At 63.4% G+C, this 24,685-nt stretch carries 20 protein-coding genes; 2 read left to right on the plus strand and 18 right to left on the minus strand.

What is annotated here, in order from left to right:
* Positions 1-11: 11 nt before the first annotated feature.
* The 14 genes from DW178_RS06775 to DW178_RS06845 all read right to left on the minus strand — a co-directional run bounded on the left by DW178_RS06775 (position 12) and on the right by DW178_RS06845 (position 14,706).
* On the minus strand, positions 12-956 hold the full coding sequence (locus DW178_RS06775) for a phosphate ABC transporter substrate-binding protein PstS family protein (RefSeq protein ID WP_118350257.1): 945 nt from the start codon (positions 954-956) through the stop codon (positions 12-14).
* A 389-nt stretch (positions 957-1,345) separates the two neighbouring features.
* Positions 1,346-2,110: a mechanosensitive ion channel family protein gene (locus DW178_RS06780; RefSeq protein ID WP_118350258.1), complete on the minus strand. Its 765-nt coding sequence runs from the start codon at positions 2,108-2,110 to the stop codon at positions 1,346-1,348.
* Between the two features lie 82 nt (positions 2,111-2,192).
* A complete protein-coding gene (locus DW178_RS06785; protein WP_042434996.1) occupies positions 2,193-2,459 on the minus strand; it encodes a hypothetical protein in 267 nt (88 codons plus the stop codon).
* Positions 2,460-2,464: 5 nt separating this feature from the next.
* On the minus strand, positions 2,465-3,364 hold the full coding sequence (locus DW178_RS06790; RefSeq protein ID WP_118350259.1) for a homocysteine S-methyltransferase family protein: 900 nt from the start codon (positions 3,362-3,364) through the stop codon (positions 2,465-2,467).
* Positions 3,365-4,410: 1,046 nt separating this feature from the next.
* Positions 4,411-5,232 carry a UTP--glucose-1-phosphate uridylyltransferase gene (locus tag DW178_RS06800; protein WP_114620535.1) on the minus strand — a complete coding sequence of 274 codons (822 nt, stop codon included), beginning with the start codon at positions 5,230-5,232 and terminating at the stop codon, positions 4,411-4,413.
* A 90-nt stretch (positions 5,233-5,322) separates the two neighbouring features.
* Positions 5,323-5,508, minus strand: a complete 186-nt coding sequence (locus DW178_RS06805; RefSeq protein ID WP_118350261.1) for a hypothetical protein — start codon at positions 5,506-5,508, stop codon at positions 5,323-5,325.
* A gap of 75 nt (positions 5,509-5,583) precedes the next feature.
* Positions 5,584-6,360, minus strand: a complete 777-nt coding sequence (gene ccsA / locus DW178_RS06810; RefSeq protein WP_118350262.1) for a cytochrome c biogenesis protein CcsA — start codon at positions 6,358-6,360, stop codon at positions 5,584-5,586.
* A 36-nt stretch (positions 6,361-6,396) separates the two neighbouring features.
* Positions 6,397-7,155 carry a heme exporter protein CcmB gene (locus tag DW178_RS06815; protein ID WP_118350263.1) on the minus strand — a complete coding sequence of 253 codons (759 nt, stop codon included), beginning with the start codon at positions 7,153-7,155 and terminating at the stop codon, positions 6,397-6,399.
* The gene (locus DW178_RS06820; RefSeq protein ID WP_118350264.1) at positions 7,156-7,875 is read right to left on the minus strand and encodes an ABC transporter ATP-binding protein; all 720 of its coding nucleotides are present in this window, start codon (positions 7,873-7,875) and stop codon (positions 7,156-7,158) included.
* Between the two features lie 102 nt (positions 7,876-7,977).
* Positions 7,978-10,182, minus strand: a complete 2,205-nt coding sequence (locus DW178_RS06825; protein WP_118350265.1) for a heme lyase CcmF/NrfE family subunit — start codon at positions 10,180-10,182, stop codon at positions 7,978-7,980.
* Positions 10,183-10,197: 15 nt separating this feature from the next.
* A complete protein-coding gene (locus DW178_RS06830; RefSeq protein WP_118350266.1) occupies positions 10,198-10,863 on the minus strand; it encodes a cytochrome c maturation protein CcmE domain-containing protein in 666 nt (221 codons plus the stop codon).
* Positions 10,864-11,155: 292 nt separating this feature from the next.
* The gene (locus DW178_RS06835; protein WP_158574091.1) at positions 11,156-12,055 is read right to left on the minus strand and encodes a LysR family transcriptional regulator; all 900 of its coding nucleotides are present in this window, start codon (positions 12,053-12,055) and stop codon (positions 11,156-11,158) included.
* A 210-nt stretch (positions 12,056-12,265) separates the two neighbouring features.
* Positions 12,266-13,159, minus strand: a complete 894-nt coding sequence (locus DW178_RS06840; RefSeq protein WP_118350268.1) for a DegV family protein — start codon at positions 13,157-13,159, stop codon at positions 12,266-12,268.
* A 155-nt stretch (positions 13,160-13,314) separates the two neighbouring features.
* Positions 13,315-14,706 carry a M18 family aminopeptidase gene (locus DW178_RS06845; protein ID WP_286168559.1) on the minus strand — a complete coding sequence of 464 codons (1,392 nt, stop codon included), beginning with the start codon at positions 14,704-14,706 and terminating at the stop codon, positions 13,315-13,317.
* Positions 14,707-14,808: 102 nt separating this feature from the next.
* On the opposite strand from DW178_RS06845, the gene crcB reads away from it, so the two are divergent.
* Positions 14,809-15,195 carry a fluoride efflux transporter CrcB gene (gene crcB / locus DW178_RS06850; RefSeq protein ID WP_118350269.1) on the plus strand — a complete coding sequence of 129 codons (387 nt, stop codon included), beginning with the start codon at positions 14,809-14,811 and terminating at the stop codon, positions 15,193-15,195.
* Positions 15,196-15,457: 262 nt separating this feature from the next.
* On the opposite strand, the gene DW178_RS06855 is transcribed toward crcB, so the two are convergent.
* The 4 genes from DW178_RS06855 to DW178_RS06870 all read right to left on the minus strand — a co-directional run bounded on the left by DW178_RS06855 (position 15,458) and on the right by DW178_RS06870 (position 22,239).
* Complete coding sequence (locus DW178_RS06855) at positions 15,458-15,937, minus strand: universal stress protein (protein ID WP_118350270.1); 480 nt, start codon at positions 15,935-15,937, stop codon at positions 15,458-15,460.
* Between the two features lie 333 nt (positions 15,938-16,270).
* Positions 16,271-18,460, minus strand: coding sequence for a YhgE/Pip domain-containing protein (locus tag DW178_RS06860; protein WP_118350271.1), 2,190 nt, complete (start codon positions 18,458-18,460; stop codon positions 16,271-16,273).
* On the minus strand, positions 18,453-21,455 hold the full coding sequence (locus tag DW178_RS06865) for a YhgE/Pip domain-containing protein (RefSeq protein WP_158574093.1): 3,003 nt from the start codon (positions 21,453-21,455) through the stop codon (positions 18,453-18,455). Before DW178_RS06865 ends, DW178_RS06860 begins: the two co-directional genes overlap by 8 nt.
* Before the next feature lie 271 nt (positions 21,456-21,726).
* On the minus strand, positions 21,727-22,239 hold the full coding sequence (locus DW178_RS06870) for a YbhB/YbcL family Raf kinase inhibitor-like protein (RefSeq protein ID WP_118350273.1): 513 nt from the start codon (positions 22,237-22,239) through the stop codon (positions 21,727-21,729).
* Between the two features lie 401 nt (positions 22,240-22,640).
* Here DW178_RS06870 and asnB point away from each other — a divergent pair, with 401 nt between their 5' ends.
* Positions 22,641-24,641, plus strand: coding sequence for an asparagine synthase (glutamine-hydrolyzing) (gene asnB, locus DW178_RS06875; protein WP_118350274.1), 2,001 nt, complete (start codon positions 22,641-22,643; stop codon positions 24,639-24,641).
* The last annotated feature ends 44 nt before the right edge of the window (positions 24,642-24,685 follow it).

Consider the following 24,685-nt stretch of genomic DNA (forward strand, 5'->3'; position numbering starts at 1 on the left):
GTACGGCGAACCTACTTGTTGGACACCTTGCCGGAAGCGTCCTTCTCCACCTTCATGCCGGACATGGGGATATAGCCCTGCTGCTCCACCAGGCCGCCCTGCACCTCTTCGCCCATCATGTACTCAAGGAACGCCTTCGTGGCCTCATCGGGGCTGGCAGCGGTGTACATGTGCTCGTAGGACCAGATCTTCCAGGAGTTGTCCTCGACGTTTTGCGCGTCCGGTTCCACGCCGTCGACCTTGAGGGCCTTGAAGCTGCTGTCGAAGTAGGAGAAGGCCACGTAGGAGATGGCGCCGGGGGTGCTGGCGACCATCTTGGCGGCAGTGCCCGAGGAATCCTGCTCCTGCGGCTTGAAGGAATCAGGCACCTTCGCGCCGGCCAGGACGACGTCCTCGAACGTGGCGCGCGTGCCGGAACCGGAAGCGCGGTTGATGACCGTGATCGGAGCGTTGGCGCCACCGACCTCGCTCCAGTTGGCGATCTCGCCCGTGAAGATCTTCTTCAGGTCCTCGAGCTTGATGTCGTCGATGGTCACGTCAGCGTTGACGATCGGGGCCATGCCGACGATGCACACCTTGTTATCGGCGATCTTGGAGATGTCGGAGGAATCCTTCAGCTTGGACTCGGCGAACACGTCGGAGTTGCCGATTTGCACGGCGCCCTGCGCGATCTGCGTGACGCCCTGACCGGAACCGCCGCCCTGAACGGTGATCTGGACGCCGGGGTTCTCCTGCATGAACTGCTCCGCGGCCGCCTCGCACAGCGGCTGCAGCGCGGTGGAGCCCACCGCCGTGATGGTGCCGGAAAGCGCCTTCTTACCAGAGGCGGCGTTGCCGGACTCGGCGGAGCCGCCGTTGGAACCCGAGCAACCTGCCAGACCGAAACCGGCGACGGCCAGCGCGGACATGCCGGCGATGCCGATGAAGCTGCGGCGGCTGATGTAAGAACCCTGCATAGTACGTGTACTCCCTTCGGATGTCTTCTCATGCAAAACGAGCTTGCAGGTGAGGATGGTACGCGCACCATCGGCCAGAGCACGGCCGCAAGCGCGGTCCATGACCGAAGCGTGACAGGGTTTTACGCGCAGCTTACAAGCCGGGCCGGGGCGCTTTACAAAGCGCTTGTTTCGCGGCGAACGCTTTACCCGAGCCTGTCGGCAGCTATGGCGATGGGAACGAGGCGCTTGGAGGCCTTGTGCGTAGACAGGAGGAGAAGCTGCATGCCGCCAAGGCCGTCGAACCACGCCGAAACAAGCGGGCGCAGCCCGCTAAAACGCGCAAAAAGCCGAGGATCTCGGAAGCAACCGCCTCCGAAACCCTCGGCCCATTCGTATGCGATATCCGATTATTGCCTGGTCAGCGGCGCAATGGCGCGCAGCACGGCGTCCTTCGCCGGCGTGGCGTCATCGCCGCTTGCCATGGTGAAGATGAGCGACCCGGCGAAACCGACGTCGACCACCTCGGTGAACCACAGACGCGGGGCCGCTTCCACCGCGCCCACCCGGCGCGCCGCGGCGAGCGCCGCCTGCTCGATGTGCCCGGCCCGCTCGTCAAGGTCCTCGCCGCCGCCTTCCACCACCAGGGACAGCGTCACCTTGCCCGGAGGAGGCAGGTGCACGAGCGACGTCTTGTTAATGATGGAGTTGGGGATGACCACCATCTCGCCCTTGGAGTTGGTGATGGTGGTATGGCGCCAGTTCACGTCCTTCACAACGCCCGCAGCGCCGCCGACCGAGATGTTGTCGCCCGGCGATACGATGCGCAGCAAGCTGACCTGCACGCCGCCGATGAGGTTGGAGATGGTGTCCTGGAAGCCCAGCGAGATGGCGATACCGCCGATGCCCAGCGCCGTGATGGCCGCCGACACGTCCACGCCGAAGCACGTGGACAGCACCACCGATCCGCCCACCACCCACACGATGGCGCGGCCGATGTTGATGAAAATCGACGACGAGGGCAGCTCGTCGGAATAGTTGAGCACACGGCGCAGGAACTTCGTGAGCAGATGCCCGACCACCGCCGTGATCACGATGATGACTCCGGCGGTTATGAGCATGCCCAGCCATGCGCTGCCCACCGCCGATATGATGCCGTGCTCGAAATCCTCCATATAAGGAAAGCCCCTTCCGCGGGATGACCCGCTTCAAACCGCAGGGCCGTACCCGAACCGGGACGCGACCCCGCAAGAACCGTTATTCCACGGTACCGTACACCTGACCCCAGGCATGTCCGCCGATAGCCGAGTTCAGCTGATCGCACAGACGTTGGCGCGTATAGGTGCCCGGCGGCAACAAGGCGATGATCTCGTCGAGGTCGTCGGGCAGGTCGAACGACTCGGCCGTGACGACCACGTCAAGCCGCCGCACGAACTTCCCGCCGTCGGCGAACACCGAATCAACGACGCGCTGCAGCTGACCGTAATGCTCACTGCGGCGCGTGTTCGTCGCAAGCTTCGCCATAGCGGCTATGCCTCCACGTCGGGTCGATGCGCATCGAGGCCTTCGGTCGCCGCGACCAGGGCGCCGGCATAAGCGGGTGTGGCCTGGCCGGTTGCGCGCAGGAACTGCGCGCCGGCCGCCCGAAGGTGCTGGGCAGCCTCCATCATGACGTCGGGGCGATGATACGGGTTTTCCGGCGTTGCCTGACGCTGACGGGGGTTGTGCTCCACGACGTCGAGCTGCGCGAGCACGGGCAAGGGCAGCTTCGCCGCCTGCCGCGCAAGCTCGCAGACTCGCTCGACGGGGGCCTGCGTGCAAAAGCCTGCCACACTCGCCTCGAACTCGGCCATCACATCGAGCGCCTCATCGAAGCCGTGGCGGCCGTCTGCCAGCATGCCGTCGACGCCCACGTTCACGGAAGCGAACACGGGCAGGCCGCTGACCTGGCGCAAACCCATAAGCGCGCACTTCAGGTCGCTTGGGCTGGAGAACCCGTTCAAGAAAAAGCCGTCAAGGGAAAGCCCCTCGAAGGCGCGCGCCGCGCGAGCATACTGGTCGCGGTTCTCGTTGAGCGACGCTTTGCTGGACGCATCGAGCGGCAGACCGCACGGCCCAAGCTCGACCAGCACATGCTGGGGGCGCAGCTTCGCGGCGCATGAGACGGCGGCGCGGGCAAGCTCGGGCAGGCGCTCGGCCATGCCCCGATGCGCCAGGCGCGCCGGGGTCATGCCGGCCGTTTCGGTGACAAGGCACTGCACGCCCGCCATAAGGTTCAGGCGAAGGGCGTCCTCAACGGCCTCCGGCTCCATAAGCGTGGCATATTCCACATCGCCGTCGAGCTCGAACCCTTGGCGCGCGAGCACAGGAGCGATGGGGCTGGACAGCACGAGCATATCGCGGTGGAACCGCAGCTGGATATCAGGCATGGATGTTTCCTTTCGACCTGAACATGATACCAAAGGGCCAAAGGAGCCCGGCAAAGGGGCATCGCAGGCACACAAGCGCTACCCACACCCGCGCTCCATAAGGTTACGAGAAGAGAACATTGGCTTTTATCAGGGGAAACGGCTATTATGCCACCCTGTTCCCGTCCGCTTGGCAACGGAACGGTAACGGCGTCTCCTGGGCATTCACATTCCGTTCACGAGCGCATCACCCCAAAGCCACTCCCCGGACACGCCCGCTTCAACATCGGCCGGTATAGTAAGCCTTGCAAGCGGGACATCCCCTTTCCACCGCTTGTCTGCTCCCCATAGCAGATCGCGATGCTAAAGCATCGTTCCTCCCCTCCTTTCGGGCCGCAAGTTTCCCCCTTTTCACTTGCGGCCCATCCCTTTTCTTGGGCAAAAACCGCCAACGCATGAAACCGCGCCGCCGAGAAGCCGGTCTTCGTGCAACGTCGCAAGCGGAAGAGCATATCGGACCGCATCCGTGCAAGCCGCCTTACCTGCCAGGGCGCCGACATCCCACCCTGACGAGCCCCGCCTTTTACCATCGGATAAGCCTGTCGCACCCCGTTGTTCATCAACTCGTAACGAGAACGCCGGTCGCTTCACAAAATGCGCAAGCCGCTGCCATAACGCCTTCAACGTCGATGGTTATACTGCATAACAGCGAACGGAAAGGTTCCCCTCCTTCCTCCGTCGCTCTGCTTTCTCCTTAAAAGCAGTTGATCGGTGCCAACGAACCGGCACCGTATATCCCCTCCTTAATGGCCCCGGCAGGTTCCCCTTCCTGCCGGGGCCGCTCCTTTTTTCGAGCCTTCCCGCACCTCGCCCACAGGCTCCTCAAGCCACATGAACGCCGAAGGATTCGCAACCATGCCATCCGGCATCCGACCCCTCGCGGTCGCGTTTTCCCTAAAGCCCAGTACATCCACGGCTTTACCCAGTCGATCCGCCCCCCTGACAACGAAAAGGCCGCCCGGTGCATCACCGAGCGGCCCAGCCGTCGCAGGTTTTCGCCGAAGGCCTTAGGCCTTCTTGCCGTATTTGCGCTCGAACAGGATGTTGTTCGTCTCCAGCCAGCTTTCCACGGTGCCGGTGTCGAAACCGTCCTGCGGATCGATGACGAGCGCGTACATCTCCTCCTCCTTGAGCACCGCGTCCAGCGCGTCGGTCAGCTGGATCTCGCCGCCGACGGTGGGCTTGGCCTCGGCCAAAAGCTCCATCACGCGCGCGGACAGCAGGTAGCGGCCGAACACGGCCAGGTTGGAGGGCGCATCCTCAAGCGCGGGCTTCTCCACCAGGCCGTCGATCTTCCACACATCGTCGGAGATGGCGGAGCCGGCGATGACGCCGAAGCGGTTCACCTGGTCATCGGGCACAGGCATGACGGCGATGACCGAGGCGCCGTTGTGCTCGTCGGAGACCTTCTGCATGGCGGGCAACATGTTGTTGTCGGGGACCAGGACGTCGCCGAGCAGCACGTAGAACGGCTCGTCGCCCGTCTTCTCGGCAGCGCAGTGCACGGCGTGGCCCAGGCCCAGCGGCTCGTCCTGGTACACGTAGCTGACGTTAAGGTTGCCGGCATGCTCCACGGCGTCGGCGTACTTGTCCTTGCCGCGCTCGCGCAGCATGGACACCAGCTCGGGATTCGGAGAGAAGTGCTCCTCGATGGACTTCTTCTCGCGGCTGTTCACGATGACCACCTCGTCGGCGGCCGACGCCAGGCCCTCTTCCACGATGTACTGGATGACGGGACGGTCCACGACGAGAAGCATTTCCTTGGGCTGGGCCTTCGTGGCCGGCAGGAAGCGCGAGCCGAGGCCGGCGGCGGGGATGATAGCCTTCATATAAGGTTTACCTTTCTTCGGGGGAATAGACGCGAAGCGCCGCGAGACGCGGCGCTTCGTCGATTCGCTTCGGCAATTGTAGCACGCAGGCTATTCGGCCTTCAGTTCCGCCACAGCCTCTTCAAGCACGGCGATCTGCTTCTCGGTCTTCTTCAAACCGCTGACAGAAACGAACACGTAGATGAGCAGCACGGCCCACATAAGCGCATAGGCTGCGATGATGAAAGGCATGGACGGGATGACAGTGCTGTAGATGTCGGCAAGTACGGGATTCATGGGATGCTCCTTCGATCAAGCGCCCCTGGGGCGCGAACGTTTGCTAACGGGTAACGGGGCTCGGTCGGCTTTCGCCTAGCGCTGCTCCTCCAAAACCTCCACCTCGTCTTTGAGGGCCTGCAGACGCTGTTGCAGGCGAACCTGGCGGAAGCGGAAACGGTACAGCGCGAACCCGACGAGCAGAAGGCCCGCCAAGCACACGGCCACGGTCATGCCCATATCGCCGGACATGCCGCCCTCGCGCAGCACCACGGGATGCACGCTCGAGGGGATGAGGCGCGTGATCATGAAGCAGATGGGCACGTCGACCATGGCGATGATGGCGATGACGGCGGCGTACACGCCGCGGCGTTCAGGCTCGTCGATGGCGTTGCGCAGCACGAAGTACGCGATGACGATGAGCATGAGGATGAGGTAGGTGGTCAGGCGCGGCTCCCACGTCCACCACACGCCCCACTCGAAGCGCTCCCACAGATCGCCCGTGATCATGGTGCAGACGACGAACACGAGCGAGATCTCCATGCACACCTTCGCGCACGTGTCGAAGCGCTGGTTTTTGGTAGCCAGAAAGCGCACGGAGTAATAGCACGCGAACGCCAGCGAGCAGAACGACACTAGGGCCACCGGCATATGGAAGTAGAAGATCTTCTGGGACAGCAGCAGCTTGTTGGCCACCATCTGCCCACCGATCAGCTCCACGCCGTCGACGGCGGCTCCGTTGACGGGCCCGGCGTACAGAAACGCCATGAGAAAGCCCAGCGTGGAGAGCACGATGCCCGCCAGCAGCGCCCACGGCGCCACCTTGTCGGGCCACTGCCCCGCCTCGGGCAGCTTCACCGGTTTGTTCGTCATTGGTTTCCTTTCCTTATGAAGATCGCAGGTCAAAAGCTATGCGGAGATAACGAAATCATACAGAACCCAGCTAACCAGCAGCATGATGACGTCGTAGCCGCCGGCAAGCGCCATCGACTGCGTGAACACGTCGAGATACCCCTCGGCGCCCACCACCACGGCGGTGGTGGCCGAAGCGCATGCGTAGAGCAGCGGGAAGATCAGCGGCACGAACAGCACGGCGAGCATGACGTCCTTGCCGCGCGTGTTCACGGTGATGGTGGACAGCAGCGTGCCGATGCCCGCCACGCCTATGGTGCCCACCGCAAGCGGCACCGCCATGAGCATGAAATCGGGGCCGGGCTGGGCGGTGGTCAGGAAGAAGAACCAGAACAGCGGCACGGCGATCACCTCGACCACCAGCAGGAACAACAGGTTCGAGGTGGCCTTCGCCAGAAAGATCACGCTGCGGTCCATGGGCACGAGCAGGATGCCCTCCATGCAGCCCTGCTCCTTCTCATGGTTGAACGAGCGGTTCAGGCCCAACAGCGACGTGAACACGATAAGCGCCCACAGAAGGCCGCCGGACAGCTGCAGCACATCGGTCGCCTGCGCCGTCTGCCCGAGCGCCGCGCCGTAGACAATGAGCACGAGCAACGCGTAGATGCTCATGGACATGAGCATCTCCTTGGTGCGGAACTCCTGCTGCAGGTCCTTGGCAAGCAGGGTTTTATACTGGGCGAACGTGCTGGGCACGCTCAGGGCCACCTGGCCGGCGCGCACCCGATCGGCGCCCGTGCTTGGCTTGCGCGCCATCTACGACACCCCCATTCCCACCGTGGAGCGGTACAGCTCGGAGAACCCTTCGAAATCAAGCTGATCTTTCGCCCCGAACGTCACCACGCGCCCGCGCGCCAGCACCAACGCATGCGTGCACATGTCGAAGCCCTTGCGCAGGTCGTGGCTCACCATGACGAACGTGCGGCCCTCGCGCTGCTTCTCGATCAGCTGATCGAAGATGTCCACGGCGTGCGGATCAAGGCCGGAATACGGCTCGTCCAAAAACACCACGTCGGGGTCGTGGATCAGGGCACGGGCGATGGACAGGCGCTGCGTCATGCCGCGTGAGAACGTGCGCACCACGTCAAGGCGACGGTGCTTCAGCTCGACGGCCTCGAGCAGCTCCATGACGCGCGCCTGCGGATCTGCCAGCCCATAAAGCTTCGCATACAAAAGCAGGTTCTGCTCGGCGGTAAGGTCGGGATAGAGCATGGCGTTATGCGAGATAAGGCCGATGCGCCCGCGGGCCGCTTCGGGGTCTTCCCGCAGGTCGATACCCATAAGGCTTGCCGAGCCGTCGGTCGGGCGCGTGAGCGTGGACAGCATGCGCAGCAGCGTGGTCTTGCCGGCGCCGTTGGGGCCGAATATGGAAAGGAACGCCCCTTGCGGAACCTCGATGGACGCCTTATCCACCGCCTTGCGCGTGCCGAACACCTTCGACAGCTTCCTTGTCCTGATGGCAGCCGTTTCCTCCATCGGCCCCCCTTCCCCTGCATCTTGGATGCGTGCGAACGCTTTGCACGCCAGTCTAACGCAAATGACGATCGCCGCACGAGCGGCCGCGTCGGCTTCGGGCGCCTATGCCGCGCCCGCCGCCGATTCGCCCAACGCCTCATCGGCGGCGACACGCTGCTCGTCGGTGAGCTTGCGGCTAGCGCGTCTGCGGCCCGCCGTGGCCACGCACACGCCGATCATGAGCAGCCCGAAGCCCGCCCACACCAGCGAGATGAGCGGATTGACCCGCACATCCATGGAGAACGCGCCGTCGTTGTTCACGCCGCGGTACACCACGAACAGATCCTCAGTGGGCAGCGAGATGACGCTGGCGACCAGCTTCTGCTGCTGTGTCTTCTGTGCCAGCTGCACGCTCGGGCTGACCTGGCCGATGAAGGCGCCGTCCTTGTAGGCATCGTAGTTCACGGTGTACATGATGGCGTCGCCGTTGTTCACCTCGGTCACGGAATTGGACACGTACTCAAGCGTGTAGTCCTTGATTTGGAAGGTCTCGGACGCGGTATCGGTTGCCTCATCGTAGCCGATGTAGGCGACCTTCTCCGTCACGTACATCGACGAGCCGATCAGGCCGACCAGGATGACGGCCATGGCCGCATGCGACAGGAAGCCGCCGAAGCTTGCGGGGCGGTTACGCAGGCACCCGCCAAAGGCCGCCGCAGCGCCGCAGCTATGCGACTCCTTGTACGAGCGCACGATGCGGCCCAACATAAACAACGAGTTGAACAGCAGCACGCTTGCCACGAGGAAGCCCACGAGCGCAAGGCCGTTGTAGTACCAGGCGGGGCCATCGCTTGCCAGCTCCTCGGCGGCGGTGCCGCCTGCGGCGAGGATGGCGTTATAGCTGGGCACCAGGTACGTGGCCCAGTACACCGCCAGCACCGCGAACAGGACCAGCGCGCAGATGGCGGAGATGCGCGCCTGCTTCAGGAACTTCGAGCGCAGCGTCTTGCCCCAGGCCAACAGCGGGCACACCGCAAGGATGGCCAGGTACACCACGCCCAGCGGGCGGGCGATGGCGTTGAACGTGCCCGAGGACACGGTCTGACCGCCGAACGGCAGGAACTCAGGCAGCGCCGAGGACACGGTCAGGTACGCCAGCAACGTGGCGAACACCACCATGATGACGTTGTTGAAGTAATAGGCGCCTTCCTTGGACAGCAGGTTCTCCACCTCGTCGGAGCCATCGGCGGCCGGGCCGAAGCTCTTCCAGCGAACGACCAGGCCCACGATGCCGGCCAGCAGCGCCGCGACGATGAGCGCGCCGAACAGCACGAGCGACACCGGGTCGCCCTCGAAGGCATGCACGGACTGCACCAGGCCCGAACGGGAGATGAACGTGCCCACGATGACGAACGCGAACGTGATGCAGGCGCACATGATGCTCCAACGCTTGAACGCGCCGCGCTGGCGGTACACGGTGAAGCTATGGATGAGCGCCACGCCCACCAGCCACGACAGCAAGCTGGCGTTTTCCACGGCATCCCAGCCCCAATAGCCGCCCCAGCCGAGCACCACGTAGGCCCACACAGCGCCAAGGCCGATGCCGATGCCCAGGAACAGCCACGAGAACAGGGCGTAGCGCTGGCTGCGCACCACCCATTCCCTGGACGGGTCGTTCACGATGAGCGCGGCGATGGCATAGGCGAACGGGACGGTCAGGCCCGCATATCCCACGAACAAGGTGGGCGGATGGATGGCCATGGCCCAATGCTCCAACAGAGAGTTCATGCCCAACATGCTGGCCGCATTGGTCAGCGAACCGTCGGCGTTGTAGTACTTCTGAGGCGTGACCGTGAACGGCATGTTGCTCTCGCTGAACAGCAGCACGCCCACGAACGCCGCCAACACCAACTGTGACACCATAAGCGCCATGGAATCCAGCTTGCGCGGGCTTTTGAGGTCGCGGATGGCCACCACGGAGTTGAACACGCTGATAAGCCACGCCCAGAACAGCAGCGAGCCCTCGCGGCCGGCCCACAGGCCGGACAGCTTGAACAGCCAGCCGAGCGTGCCCTCGGCGTTGCTATGCTGCTTGAGCACGTACTCGATGGAATAGTCGCCCGCGAAGAAACAGTACACCAGGATGCCGCAGCATACGGTGAGCGCCACCGTGGTCAGGATGGAGGCGATATGCCCGCCCCATGTCAGAGTCTCGCCAAGCGAGCTTTCCCCCTTGCGCCCCAAAATCGCGCCCGCAAGCAGGCACAGCACCGATACGGCCACGCCGGCGAACGCCACCAGCAGGCCCATAAGGCCGATAGTCGACATGCGTGAAACCTCTTCCTAACCCTCAAGCGCCACATCGGTGGCGGCGAACTTGCCGTCGGCAGAAAGACTGCCAGTGACCACGAGCGAGCTGCCTTCCGCGATCTCGTCGGACAGCGCGCCGTCGAACGCGACGGGCAGCGTCTTGCCGGAATCGGGATCGGCCAACACGAAGCGATCGCCCTCGCCGGCGGCCTTCAGGGAGCCCGTTTGCACGGTGCCGGAAACCTTCACCGGCTTGTCGACGACCTCATCGCCGTACTCGAGCAGACGGGAGACGCTCAACGCACTCGAGGCGTTCTCGTACTTCGAGGGGCACTTCGTCACCAGTTCGGTAGCATGCAGCACGCCGTCGTCGGCGATCTTGCCCGTGCAGATTGCGGTCACATCGTTGCCGAACGTGGCCGACACGCCCCCTTCGTAGCGCACCTCGAGCCGATCGCCGGGGTTTCCGTCCTTGTCGTAGATGGCGAACGTGAGCACGTTGTCGTTGGTGGCGTAGGAGTTCTCCACCACGTTGCCCGTCACTTGGATTTTCTGGTCCGCGTACTTCCCCGCAACGGCGTCGGCGACCGTGGCCGACTTCGCAACGCCGGAGCCGCCGACGACGGCCAAGATCACGACCAGCACGATGACGATGATGCCGGTTACCGCCATCATGCGACGCTTCGTCTTCGTATTCACAGGCCCTCCCTTTTTCCTTAAGCGTTTATCCCTTGCTTTCTAACGGTAACCATATCGAAAACAACGGGGGTATTCCATCACCCAGATAGTGTAATTTGCTCGTTAAATCGCTCTGTTTACCCGGAAAAGAGACCGTTTCGGCCGTTTACCGACACGATGGTCGACAAGGAGGGGGGAACGCCGCGATCAAGGCAACCGCCTTGCCAGCGCCGGTTCGCACCGCGGCCGCATGCCTCCAGGACGCGAAAAGCCCGGGGCAGGCGCACCTGATCGGCGCACCCGCCCCGGGCCGTTACCTCGAATCGCGCAAGCATTCCGCCAAAGCGGCCATCCGAGCAGCGGGCGCTTCCCGTCGCCACGCAAGGTACGTGGGCAGCTCCATGCCCTCCCCTTCCGCGAACGGCACCGCCTCCACATCCGGGAACTGCTCGGGATAGCGGCCATCGCATATCACGAGCACCGCCCCTCCGTCTTCATGGAGAAAGCCATGATGCCGCGCCGCCAACATCTCCAGCGACGCCATGCGCGGACGCACGCCGTGCCGGGAAAGGAGCTCAAGCGCCGTCGCCTTAAGCCAGCGGGAATCATACGGCTCGGCAAGCAGGGCGCCTTCCAGGTCGGCAAGGGCAAGTGACTTGCGTGAGGCAAGCGCATGCCCGCGCGACACCAACAGGCGCAGCTCGACCGCACCCACGCGCTCCGACACAAGCCCCTCGGCCCCCGGGCGTCCCGCCACCACCGCCGCGTCCACCGCACCGGATTCCAGCTCCGACAAGCACGAACCGCTGGAAAGGAAGGACACGTCGAGCGCGATATGCGGGCAGCGGCGCCGGAAACCGCGGAAATCGCGCTCGGCCATCACACTGCCACGCAAAGGGGAGCTGGCCACCGCAACACGCAACCGGGAAGTCCCCGCCGCGCCCGACAGGCCGCCGTCGCCGCAGATGCGCCGGATATCGTCTACTCCCTCGAGGACCTCGGAGGCGCGATGGAGCACCTGCGCGCCGCGGGCGGTGGGGCGCAGACGGCGCCCTGTCGGCTCGAACAGCACGATGTTGAGCTTGTGCTCCATGTCATGGACGGATTTCGAAACGGTTTGCGGGGAAACGTACAGCTCCTGCGCAGCGGCGCTGTAGGAACCCGCACGCGCCGATCTTACGAAACGATCAAGCTGCTCGATGCTCGGACTCATTGCAACCCCCTCGCATAACATACGGAATATCGCGGGTAATACCACTAAAACTGCAGGTCATACGCGTATGGAGGTATATGCTACCAAAACGGCCGCAAAAAAGGTTTCGGCTATCGCCGATCGCATTCCGCGCCCGGCCGCGGATAAAAAAGCCCCGGCATCGTAACCACTCGGTTACGATGCCGGGGCAAAATACCTGACGGCGGTGCGCTACTGCTCGGCGAAAAACGCCAGCGCCACGGCGCCCGGCCCCACATGCGTGCCGATGGTGCCGCCCACGGTGGAATAGCCGACGCTCTCCACATGGTCCTCCCACAGCTCGCGGCTATCCTCGATATACTTGCGCACCAGATCATCGCCCAAGCCGGTATAGCCCAGGAAGAACGGCATGTCGAAGTCGATGCCGCCGGCCTCCTTCACCTGCTGGATGAGCAGGTTGTTGCCCTTCTTCGAACCGCGCGCCTTGCCAAGCACGGCGACGGCGCCGTCTTGGATGGCGACCACGGGCTTGATGGACAGCACGCCGCCGGCGAATGCCGCCGTTTTGGAGATGCGTCCACCCTTTTGCAGGTATTCCAACGTATCAAGCAGCGCGACCAAGCGGATGCGGCCCTTCGCATCGTCGAGCTCGGAGACGATCTGAGCCGCCGACATGCCCTGCTTCGCCAAGCGCACCGCAAACGCCACGAGCGCCTTCTGCCCGATGGTCACATTCGTGGAGTCCACCACGTGCACGCGACCTCCCCACGCCTGCGCCGCGGCGAGCGCGCTCTCGTGCGTGCCCGACAGCTTCGCCGACAACGTGATGACCACCGCCTCGTCCGAGCCGCCGACGTCGGGCGCGCCGAGCACGCCCTCAATCGTCTGCGAGAACGCGAACGGCGACACCTGGCTGGTGCGCGGAAGCTCATCGGACTCCACCAGCTTCTCGTAAAACCGGTCATGCGACAGGTCCACGCCATCCAAATACTCCTTATCGCCGAACGCGATGGAAAGCGGCACGACGGCGCTTACGCCATCGAGTTCACCTTGTACCAGGTCAGAGGCTGAATCGGTGATGATATGAACACAAGGCGCATCGGCGCCGACAGGTTGCTGCTGCAAAATACTCCTATCGTTTTGCGAATCGCATCATTGCACGCGAGCTCGTCTTGCCTGCGTGCAACACCCCATATTGCAGCATTATGTCCATTAACGCAATCGTCACCTTACAATCGGCATTCTTGCAACCCGCCGATCCGGCCGCGTATCCAACACCCCTATGGTCGCAGCTCCGCGAAATCGGCGTCTTCGATGCACACGTCGGCGTTATAGAACGCCTCCAACGCGGCGGTTCCCAAGGCGATATCGGCGACGCCGGCCGTCTCATAGCTGGAATGCATGGCCAGCTGAGGCAGGCCCACGTCGACAGCGTGCATGCTCACCTGCATATTCGACAGGTTCCCCAGCGTCGACCCGCCCGGCATGTCGCTTCTGTTCGCAAAGCGCTGCAAGGGCACGCCCGCATCCTGGCATATCGCACAGAACACCGCACGGCTAAAGGCATCGGTGCAGTACTTCTGGTTCGCCGCTTCCTTCACCGCAAGACCGCGGTTGAGCATGACGCGATTGCCCTGGTCGTAGAGCTCGGGATGGTTTGGATGCACGGCGTGGGCGTTGTCGCAGCTGACCAGCATGCTCTTCGCCAGCGCGCACCGCAGCTGCCCAAGCGTGAACCCAAGTCCCGCGTTCACGCGCTCGAGGCAGTCGCGCAAAAACGTCGACATGGCGCCTTGCTTGGTATTCGAGCCCACTTCCTCGTTATCGAAGCAGCAGAACACCGAGACGGCATCGTCGTTGCCCGCGGTCAGGAACGCGGCAAGGGAGATGTAGGCACACCCCAGGTCATCCAAACGCGGAGCGCTTATGAACTCGTTGCGCCAGCCCCACACGGAAGGCTGCTGACGGTTCACCAGGAACAGGTCGCGCGCAAGCACCTGCTCGGGCGCGACGCCCGCCTCCTGGGCAACCAGCCGATCGAAGGACCCGGGCTGAAGCGCCCCTGCCGACATGACCGGACACAGATCGACGGCACGGTTCGGGGAAAAACGGGAATTCGCCTCGCGATCAAGGTGGATGGGCACGCGAGGAATGATAAGCAGATCGGCATCTGGCGCGATCAGGCGGCTTTCCACGCGGTTACCCGAACGCACCAACACGCGGCCGGCAACGGACAAGGGCCTGTCGAACCAGGTGTGATCCATCACGCCGCCGTATGCTTCCACGTTCAGACGCAAATAGCCCGCCGAACCGGAAAGCTCGGGAGCCGCCTTTACCTTGTACGTCGGGGAATCGGAATGCGATGCCGTAAGTTGGAAGCGATACGCGTCAAGCTTCGCGCCGACCTTGAACGCGATGATGCTCGAGTTGTTGCGCACGGTGTAGTAGCGCCCGCCGCGCCGAACCTCCCACGGCTTGCTTTCGGGCAGATAGGCGAAACCGGCCTCATCCAAACGCCGCCGCATGGCCGCCACCGTATGGAACATGCTCGGGCACTCCTGCACGAACGCCGCCATATCATGCGCCGCACGCACATCGGCCGGGGCGACGCCCGCCTCCGCCGATACCATCTGCGTCGAAGCCGGGTCCTTATCCATCATCTCATCCGCCATGGTCAGCTCCTTTCGTTCCCGTCCAGTCTAGCAACCAACGCATACGGCAACGGGTTGCACTACAATACGAACCTGAAGAACACGCATTGGAAAGGATGTGCCATGATCGCGGCATTATGCGTCGGGGCAGGCGGTTTTTGCGGAGCCATCGCACGCTATCTGCTTGGACTGCTCCCCTATCAGGGGCAATTCCCGCTCATCACCTTCGTCATCAACTTCACGGGAGCCGTGGTCATCGGCGCCGTGGTGGAAGCGGCCAACGTCCGCCCCGGCATGCTGCCCTCAAACGCCGTGCTGTTCCTGAAAACCGGCCTGTGCGGCGGATTCACCACGTTCAGCACCTTCTCGCTTGAAACGCTCGACCTGCTCGAGCGCGGCGAATACGCCATAGGCGGCGCCTATGCGCTCGGCAGCTTGACCGCATGCGTGCTGGGCGTCGTCGCAGGCAAGATGCTGGTGCGCTGGGCGCTGGGGGCGCAAGCGGCTTAACGCAACGGCAGCGCCCGCTTGGGGCAAGGCAGGCGCGCTGCCGCGCAACGCCCCATCTCCGCAACGCCCCGAAACGCGACGCCCTGTCTCCGCAACACCCCGGCGCCCGACGCGGTTCAGCAATGCTTTATCGCCATAATGTCGGACGCGCCCGATTCGAAGGCAGGCGTTTCGAGTCCTGTCATACGCCCCGAAACGCGAAAAAGCCGCCCGCAACGGCAAGCGTTGCAGACGGCTTATCGGCCAAAACAACAGGCGAAGGCTACTTCACCGTAAGCACCGGCACATCGGTGGCGCGCAGCACGCCGAAGCTGACGCTGCCCAGCATGCCGCGGATGGCGCCCAGGCCGCGACGGCCCATGACGATGAGATCGCAATCATGCTCCTCAGCGTAGCGCGACAGCGCATCGGCAGGGGAAGCGCCGGCGACGGCCTCCACCTGGGCACGATCGCCCAGATCGGCCAGAGCATCGCCCAAATCCTCGGCAACGCGCTTCTGCGCCTCGTCGAGCACGCGCTTGACCACGCCCTGATACTCCTCGTAATCCAGCATGCCGTAGGGCACGCCGTCAAGCGCGCCATCGGTTCCCATGCGGTCCACGCCCATGTAGCTGGACGGCACGGCATGCACCACGGACAGCTTGGCGTCGGCATCGCCGGCAACCAGGTCCTTGGCGTAGTTCAGAGCATTCTTCGCGTGATCGGACCCATCATAGGGGACCATGACATGACGGAACATCATAACGGGCTCCTTCCCTCAAAAGCGCCCAGCGGCACCCCGCCGCGCAGGCTTGAAACCGGCGGACGATCGCCGGATACGCAAGGCTTGCCCCTTGGCGCCTTGCTTTCGGACCCAACCGTTACGTTGCCGTCGTCCAAGCAGGTAACGCACCGTGTTGAACCTGCTCATGATTATACTCCATGCAGCGCGCGACGGGCCGCTGACCCGCGATCGGAACCCTGCCGCAAGGCAAGACGAACCGTCGAACGGGGCCGAACGCGCACATACGCGAAAAAGGGCGCGGCCCGAAACCGGACCGCGCCCCGAGAAACCAGCCTTCCCAACTGCCGCCGGCTAGGCAACCACCTTCGATTTCTCCACCTGTTCCACGAACCAATACGTGAAGCGCGAGAGCACCGGCCGCAGGATGCCCATGATCACGAACGGCACGACGAAGGCGAGCGCTGTGCCGATCTGCACCCAGAAATCGTTCTGGTACACGCCCATGCTCGCCGCGCGCATGGCGTTGATGACGTGCGTCGCCGGCAAAAACGGGCTGACGGCCTGGAAGAAGCTGGGCAGCAGCTGCAAGGGGAAGCTGCCACCGCCGCCGGTCACATAGATGATGAGCAGCAGCACGGCAAGCGCCTTGCCAAGGTTGGCGAACAGCGACACCAGCGTGTAGACGATGAAACTGAACACGAAGCCCGCCGTCCAGAAGCACACAAGGTACAGCAGCGGGTTGGCAACCTGGACCCCCACGAACAGCATGTTGCCCAGGCACACCACCGTCGATTGCATGAAGGCCAATACGAACGGCGCGCCGTAGCGCCCGAAGAACAGCTGCCAAGACTTGGGGTCGACCAGCCCCGCCTCGCGCTTGGCGCGCTCGGAGGGAACCGGGTTCAGCAGCACCATGATCAGCAACGACCCCACCCACAGGGCCAGCGTGGTATACAGCGGCGCCATGGCAGACCCGAAGTCCTCCACCGGGAACACGGCGATGCGCTCCACCCCCACAGGTGCGGACACCGCCTTGGCGAGGGCCTCGGGGTCCGAGCCGATGATCTGCTTCAGCTGCTCCACGTTTCCGCTGGCCAACGCCTCGTTGACGCGCTGAGACAACGCCGACATCTTGTCGGCCGACCCATGCAGCTCATCTGACATGGAGCGGATGGCGCTCTGCGCGCCCGCAAGGTCGGACGCCACCGAGGACGCGGCGCCGTTCAAGCCGTCGCCCACGCCGGAAAGCTGCGAAGCGCGCGCCGAAAGCGACTGGGCCGCCTGCGCCACCGAACTCGCCAAGCTCTCAAGGCCCGGCTTCAGGTTGTTCTCGTAATCGTTCTTCAGCTTGTCGGCGTTCGCCTTCGCCTCGTCGAGCTTCGCCTGGATATCGGCACGGGACGAGGATTCCGGGTCGTTGCCGGTAGCCATCTTGTCCGCCGCCGAGGTCAAGCTGTCGCGCAGCTTCCCAAGCGAGGATATGGACGTGTTCAGCTGCGACACCACGGCATCCACCGCGGGGCGGTACTGCTCGTCAAGCTGCGGCTTTATGGATTCAAGCACCTCGATGAGCTGCTGATAGCGCTCTATCTGGGAATCCACGTCGGCCGCCTGGTCGCGAAGGCTTTGCGCGGCGTTGGCCTTATCGGTATCCACCTGCGCATATACCTTATCGATGGCCGCGGGCACCTGGTTGAAGCCGTCGGAGCTTTGGGCCAGGGCATCGGACAAGGACGAGACCGACGTCGTCAGCGCATCGCCGATGGTCTCGGCGCCGCTTTTCGCCCCCGAGGCCTGCTGCTGCGCATCCTTCACCGCATTTTGCGCATTGCCCAGAAGCTGGGTGGAACTTCCTACGAGCGCCTGCGCCGTCCCCGCCAGATTCGCGTACGACTCGAGCACGTCGGCTGCGGTGCGCATCTGATCGGCGGACGAGGATATGGTGCCCGAGAGCTTGGCCACCTGCCCCGCCGCATCGGCATCATCTGCCACCGTCCCCAGCGAATCGATCAGCCCCAGGGCCACATCGGAGATGGTCTCGGCAAACGTGGTGTTCACCTGGGCGGCAACCTTGCTGGACGCCTGATCGGTCACGCGCGGTGCCACGGCGTTCTTCTTCTCGTTCTCATAGTAGATGAGCTCGGCGTGCTCGGCGTTGTCGGAGTAGAAGCTCATCATGTCGGAGCTGAAGCTTTGCGGGATGACCACCGCCGCATAGTACTTGCCCGATCGCGCGCCGTCGATGGCGTCCTCCTCGTCGGTGAACACCCAGTCAAGCTGGTCGTTGGCGCGCAACGCCGACTCCACGCTGTCGCCAACGTTGATCTTCGTGGGCAGCAGGTCGCTTTGGTATCCCTCGTCGGAATTGGCGACGGCCACCTTCAGGTTGCCCGTGTTGTCGAACACGTTCCAGCACGCGATGACGTTGTACCACGTGAAAATGGACGGCAAGAACACCAGGCCCAAGACGATGACCACGGTTATCACGTTGCCGAACAGGTGCTTGATATCGTAGGAGAACAGCTTGAACACGTTACGCATGGCCGCCCCCCTTCTTCGAATCGCCCTTCTTCTTATGCTTCTTCCCGTGCTTGCCGCGCTCAGCCTTGCGCTGCGCAAGCGCCTCAAGGTCCTCGGCGCTCAGCTCAAGAGCGGGCATCTCCGCCTCGAGCAGCTCCACATCGCCCTTGCCGTTTCCGCCCTTTTCACCATGAGCCTCCTCGTCGGTCAAAAACGGGCCGTCGAAGTACGCCGGTCTGCCCTTTGCCGCCAAGTCCATCAGCGATGCGCCTTTACCCGGAGCATCCTTCGGCTTGCGGGCAGCGCCCTGTCCGGCATCCTCGGCGCTGCACGCAGAGGCAGACTGGTCCGTCAGGTCGTCGGCAGCCACGCCCACAGGCGGCAGCGGCACGGACACGCCCGCCGCACGGGCGGAGCGATCGACAGGCACCGAAACGCGGGCCGTCGACATAGCAGCAGGCACCAATTCCTTGACCACCTTCTTGCCCCGATCAGCCAGATGCCCGCGCAGCTCGTCATCGCTCATGCTGTCGATGGACGCCTGGCGCTGAATGTTGTCGCGCACCATCTCCAATCCCAGCAAGAAGCCGATAAGGATGACCAACCAGGTCAGCCATGCTGTCAGAATGACCACCTTCTCGGTAGTGGTCACGGCGAACACCACCGAGACCGCCACCGGCACGGCGATGCCTAAGATGAGCGCGCCGCGCTTCAAGCGAGGATAATGCCTCAGGAACGTATCGGCCTGCTGACGCACCGTATTATGGAACTCGTCATGGTCGGACAATGCCCGGATAAGCTGCCCGATACGATAACGTCGCTCGGGAACCAATGCCTCCTCGACGTTGAGCAGGTCGCTCTGCTTGATCTCCTTCGCCACCAGGCGGTTGAGGTTGGTCAGATGCGGTCGCACGAACAGGCCTACCAGCGCCATGGACAGCGCAATGAGCAGCAGCACCCCGCAATAACCCAGCCACTGCGTGCCGTAGAAGCCGCCGATGGTCTCGCGCAAGGCGTTGATGCCGTAGGTGAACGGGAACATGGGGTATACCGTGCGGAAGAAGGCGTCGGTCATCTCGACCGGGTACAAACCCGTGCCGCCCGGGATCTGGACGAACACCATGATGATGCATAGGCCGATGCCGATATGCTGGAACGACGATGACAGCGTGTACGTGATGCACAGGTAGGAAAGAGACAGCAAAACCGCCGTCGCGAAAAACGCCGGCACCGATGCTGCCTGCACGCCGATGAGCAGGCAGCCCGTCACGCACACCACGGCCTGCAGGGTCACCAGCAAAGCGAAGAACAGCCAACGGCCGATATAGCCCTGCATCACCGTCAGGCCCGGCACGCCTTCCTTGTCGACCTCCAGCTTCAAGATGACGCACAACATCAACGTGCCGATCCACAGGCTCAGGCTGATGAACAGCGGGGCCATGGCCGAACCGTAGGCGTTGAGCGGATACAGCTTCTCGGTGGTCACCTGCGTGGGAGCCTGCATGAACTCGGCGATCTTCCCGGGGTCGATGCGCCCGTTGTCCATCAGCTCGGACACCGCGGAGGACGTTCCCAGCAGGGACACGTCGTTGCGAGCCTGGCGCATGGTCCCCTCAAGGCCGGACAGCAGCACGTCGGTCTGCGCCATGGCATCGCCTGCCACGTGCAGCGTCCCGGACAGCTGGTCGATCACGCCCGAGGTCTCGTCGATCAGGTAGCCTTGGTTCGAGATGGCCCCCTTAAGGCCGGCGGCGGCGATGCCGACCTGGGAGATGCCGTTGCTCACCTGCGGCAGGGCGCTGCCGAACAGCTGCTGCTGATAAGCCCCCGAAGCCGTGATGGCGTTTTGCGCGGCGACGTTGACGGTGTTGGCGGCGGCCGCGACGCTGGCGGCCGTAGCATCTACGTCGCCGCTAAGCGTCTTCAGATCATTCAGGTCACGCTGCAGCTCGGCGTTGCGGGCGGTCAGGGAATCGATGGCGAATCGCAGCTGCTCCTTGTTCGGATCGGAGTCGGGCATCTGATCGTGCACGATCTGCAGCTGCTCGATGACGGCGGTGTTCATGTCCAGCACGCCCTGGGCTCGATCTGCCGCGGCGTCCACGGTGCCTTGCGCAGCCGATATGGCGTTGGAGGCATCGGTGATCGAGCCAGCCGCCTGCGAGGCGACCTGGGACAGCATCAGGTTCGTGTTCGACATGCCGGGCATGGCCACCGACGTGAACGTGCCCAGGCTGTTTTGCAGCGTCAAGGAAAGGTCGCTCACCTGCTGCAGCTGGTCCTGCACGGTTTGCGCGTCGGCACGAGCCTGCTCAAGCTGGCCCTTCGCCGACTGCGCCTTCTGGCGGGCCTCCTCGGTGGACGCCGCCAACCCGCTCACAGTCGCACGCGCATCGGAAACCGAATCGACGGCGCGCGAAAGCTGCGCGGCAGAGCTGTTCTGCGCGGTACTCAGATTCTGTTCGGCCTCGGCGACCTTATCGTTGAGCGTGTCCGCCACCACCGAGCTGACCGTGGAAACGAACTGGCTGTTGATGGTCTCATCAAGGGTGGAGGAGCCCGCATCGGTCACCTTCGGCGACACGGGGTTCATCTTCTCGTTAACGTAATACCGCAGGTTAGGCTGCTGAAAATCGCCCGTCACAATGGTGAACAAGTTGGCGGTGAAGTCCTCGGGGATGACGAACGCCGCATACACCTCGCCCGATTCCACCTTGCGCATCGCGTCGTCGTAATCGGTGAACTCCCATTTCAACTGGTTGTTCTCATGCAGCGTGTCCACGATCTGGTTGCCCAGGTTCATCTGACCCATCAAGTCGTTCTCGGATCCGGCGTCCTGATTCACCACGCATACGCGCATGTTTCCCGTATTGTCATAGGGGTTCCAAAAGCCGATGACGTTGAACCACGTGTACGTTGACGGCAGCACGACCAGCACCACGACCACCACCAGGGCGGCCGGCGCCTTCAAAAGGCGCAGCAGGTCGCGGCCGAGCACGTGCAAAACGTTTTTCATAGCAGGCGGTACCTCTTCCATAGCCGGCGCTATCGAGCGCGGTTCCATAACCTTGCGGCGCCATCGCGAAAACAAGCGCGGGCGGCCAGCCCCACGGCAGACCGCCCACGCCCAAGCGTCAAGACGACAGGCGCCCTATTGCGTACCCGTCATTGTAAAATACCCCACCTGCGGCGCTACTCCATACAACGCCAAACCACAGAATCCGTTTCATTACTGTAAGAATCCCCTTTATCGGGCGAATCAAAAGGCGCTGCGCACCGCATCGACCCTACGCGCGGCTCGGCAGCTCCACGGACGCCTGATCCAGCACATGGCCGTTCATCGCGCGACGCAGCTCATTGAGATAAAAGCCTTCCGGCAGCCCCAGCTCGCAATCGAGGGCGTACACGTTCAACGTGTAGCTATGCGTGGCATCAGGCGGCTGCGGACCGCAGTAACGGGAGTGCACTTGCGGGTTGTCGCTACCGTGCGCCATGGGCGACCAATTGCTGTTGCGGCCCTGCACCATATCAACCGCCCCCGTGCGGCTGGCGTCCTCGGGGATAAGCGTGGTGGTCGCCGGCAGATTGCACGCGGTCCAGTGGATCCAGCAGAAGCCGCCCACGGGGATCGCGTCGTAATCGATGAACGCCAGAGCAAGCGTCCGTGCCTCCTGCGGCACATCGTTTATCTCGATGGGAAACGAACGCACGGGAAAACCCTCCAGCCGATCCGGCTCGGGCGCATACTTTCCGAACCTATCCGCCAACAGGCCGCCATCCACCTCCACATGCACCTTCATGACACGCTCCTTCCCCGTCAACGTTTTCAACGTCGCGAACGCCTTTGCGAGCGATCCGCCGTCGTCCCAACAGACCGAACAAGACACGACGCGGGCGAGCGGGCGCTGAAAGCCCTTCCCGCCCGCGGGCCCTTTCGTTCCAAGCGCGCTTTCCCCGCAAGCGTCACCGGCCCACCGGTTCAGGCGAGCCTTTTCCCGCAATCCCTTTCAGCCGACCAGCGCAGGCGCTCTTTTCGCGCAAGCGATCCTTTCCCCGCAGTGTAGCATGCGCCGCGCAACCGCCGCCGCGCATGCCGCGGGCTCGTCGGAAAATCTGCGCTTTTCGCGGGAGGCGTGCCACCGTCCACTCCATTCGTTATGATGAACCTTACCTTTATATACGATTGGAGGGATGCCTCACCATGTGCGGTATCTGCGGATTTACGCAGGCTGATGATGCAAGCCTGCCCACACTGAAAGCCATGTGCGACGTCATGGCCCATCGCGGGCCCGACGGCGAAGGCCAGTATATCGACGCCGAAAGCGGCATCGCCTTGGGCCATCGCCGCCTTTCGCTCATCGACCTTGCCAACGGCAACCAGCCCATGGTGCGCTCCACGGGCGACCACGCCGCCGTCATCACCTCGCCGGCGCTGCGCCTTGATGGCACCCCCTGCGGCACGCCCGAGCAGGCTGCCGCCAAGGGGCGCTTCGCCATCGTGTTCAACGGCGAGATCTACAACTACCGCGATCTGCGCGCCGAGCTCGAGACGCAGGGCTGGCAGTTCCAAACCAACTCCGACACCGAAGTCCTGCTCACGGGCTATCTGGCATGGGGCGAAGGCGTGCTCGACCGCCTGCGCGGCATGTTCGCGTTCGCCATCTGGGACCGCGATTCGCGCGAGCTGTTCTGCGCCCGCGATTTCTTCGGCATCAAGCCGTTCTACTACACGCAGCAAAACGGCCGCTTCATCTTCGCTTCCGAGATCAAGTGCATCCTCGAGCATCCGGACTACACGCGCGAGCTCAACCATGAGGCACTCGAGCAGTACCTGTGCTTCCAGTTCAGCGCCCTTCCCGAGACGTTCTTCAAGGGCATCTTCAAGCTGGCTCCCGCGCACTGCATGACCGTGCATGCCGACGGGTCCATCACCGAGCGCCGCTACTGGCGTCCCGAGTACAACTTCGATGCGCAGCGCAGCCGTCAAGATACCGTCGAGGCCATCGACGAAGCCGTGCGCGACAGCGTCCGCTACCACAACGTGGCCGATGTCGAGGTCGGCAGCTTCCTGTCCTCGGGCATCGACTCCAGCTACATGGCCGCGTGCCTGGCCAAGGAAAACCCCGACATCAAAACGTTCACCGTGGGCTTTGATTGCTATAAGAACGCCGCCGCCAACAACGCCGAAGGCGCCGGCGGCATGATGCGCGACGAAATCTCGTGGGCCCACGAGCTTGCCGACGAGCTGCACATCGCCAACACCAACAAGTACATCGGCGAGGACGAGTACTGGGAAAGCCTGCCCCGCGTGCAATGGCACATGGACGAGCCTTCGGCTGACCCTTCGGCTGTGGCGCTGTACTTCGTGGACCAGATCGCCGCAACGCAGGTCAAGGCGGTGCTTTCCGGCGAAGGCGCCGACGAGTTCTTCGGCGGCTACCGCATCTACCAAACGCCGTTCTCCAACGCTAAGCTGTCCTGGGCCCCGAAGGGCCTGCTGCGCGGCGCATCCAGCGTCATGCGCAAGCTGGGCATCCGCGGCGCGAACTACCTTGAGCGCGCCAGCGAAACGCCCGAAGATTGGTACTACACCAACGCCAATGGCGTTGCCTTCACCGTGGAAGAGCGCGCCCAGCTGCTGCGCGGCGGCTGCAACGCCCCCACCCCCCAGCAGCTCACCGCGCCGGTATACGCCGAGGTCAAGGACCTGGACGAGACCACGCGCATGCAGTATGTCGACCTGTACTTCTGGCTGGTCGGCGACATCCTGTTGAAAACGGACAAGATGTCCATGGCCCATTCGCTGGAGTCCCGCGTGCCGTTCTTGGACCGCCGCGTCTTCGATGTGTCGGCAACCATCCCCACCCCGCTCAAGGCCAACGAAACGCAAACCAAGCTCACGCTGCGCGAGGCGTCCGAGCGCGCCATCCCGAAGGACTGGGCGCAGAAGGAGAAGCTCGGCTTCCCCGTCCCCGTGGTGAACTGGCTGCGCCAGGACCGCTACTACAACCAGGTGAAGGAATGGTTCACCGGCGATATCGCGCGCGAGTTCTTCAACACCGATGAGCTAGTGCGACTGCTTGACGAGCACAAGGCCGGCGCCGACCGCAGCCGAAAGATCTGGATCGTCTACATGTTCCTTATGTGGTACAAGATCTACTTCGTGGACAAAACGGTGCCGGAAAAGCCGAAGGCCCGCTAGTCGACGCATCACAGTAACGCCGAAGCCCCTTGCAACCAGGTTGC

Source organism: Eggerthella sp. AM16-19 (assembly GCF_003474385.1).
Classification (GTDB): Bacteria; Actinomycetota; Coriobacteriia; order Coriobacteriales; family Eggerthellaceae; genus Senegalimassilia.

Coding starts and splice junctions, on each gene's coding strand:
- DW178_RS06785 (WP_042434996.1), bottom strand. CDS start 2,459: ATGGCGAAGCTTGCGACGAACACGCGCCGCAGTGAGCATTACGGTCAG.
- DW178_RS06845 (WP_286168559.1), bottom strand. CDS start 14,706: ATGGCGGATGAGATGATGGATAAGGACCCGGCTTCGACGCAGATGGTA.
- DW178_RS06775 (WP_118350257.1), bottom strand. CDS start 956: ATGCAGGGTTCTTACATCAGCCGCCGCAGCTTCATCGGCATCGCCGGC.
- DW178_RS06825 (WP_118350265.1), bottom strand. CDS start 10,182: ATGTCGACTATCGGCCTTATGGGCCTGCTGGTGGCGTTCGCCGGCGTG.
- ccsA (WP_118350262.1), bottom strand. CDS start 6,360: ATGACGAACAAACCGGTGAAGCTGCCCGAGGCGGGGCAGTGGCCCGAC.
- DW178_RS06865 (WP_158574093.1), bottom strand. CDS start 21,455: ATGAAAAACGTTTTGCACGTGCTCGGCCGCGACCTGCTGCGCCTTTTG.
- DW178_RS06835 (WP_158574091.1), bottom strand. CDS start 12,055: ATGAGTCCGAGCATCGAGCAGCTTGATCGTTTCGTAAGATCGGCGCGT.
- DW178_RS06855 (WP_118350270.1), bottom strand. CDS start 15,937: ATGATGTTCCGTCATGTCATGGTCCCCTATGATGGGTCCGATCACGCG.
- DW178_RS06780 (WP_118350258.1), bottom strand. CDS start 2,110: ATGGAGGATTTCGAGCACGGCATCATATCGGCGGTGGGCAGCGCATGG.
- DW178_RS06860 (WP_118350271.1), bottom strand. CDS start 18,460: ATGCGTAACGTGTTCAAGCTGTTCTCCTACGATATCAAGCACCTGTTC.
- DW178_RS06820 (WP_118350264.1), bottom strand. CDS start 7,875: ATGGAGGAAACGGCTGCCATCAGGACAAGGAAGCTGTCGAAGGTGTTC.
- asnB (WP_118350274.1), top strand. CDS start 22,641: ATGTGCGGTATCTGCGGATTTACGCAGGCTGATGATGCAAGCCTGCCC.
- DW178_RS06815 (WP_118350263.1), bottom strand. CDS start 7,155: ATGGCGCGCAAGCCAAGCACGGGCGCCGATCGGGTGCGCGCCGGCCAG.
- DW178_RS06870 (WP_118350273.1), bottom strand. CDS start 22,239: ATGAAGGTGCATGTGGAGGTGGATGGCGGCCTGTTGGCGGATAGGTTC.
- DW178_RS06790 (WP_118350259.1), bottom strand. CDS start 3,364: ATGCCTGATATCCAGCTGCGGTTCCACCGCGATATGCTCGTGCTGTCC.
- crcB (WP_118350269.1), top strand. CDS start 14,809: ATGATCGCGGCATTATGCGTCGGGGCAGGCGGTTTTTGCGGAGCCATC.
- DW178_RS06805 (WP_118350261.1), bottom strand. CDS start 5,508: ATGAATCCCGTACTTGCCGACATCTACAGCACTGTCATCCCGTCCATG.
- DW178_RS06800 (WP_114620535.1), bottom strand. CDS start 5,232: ATGAAGGCTATCATCCCCGCCGCCGGCCTCGGCTCGCGCTTCCTGCCG.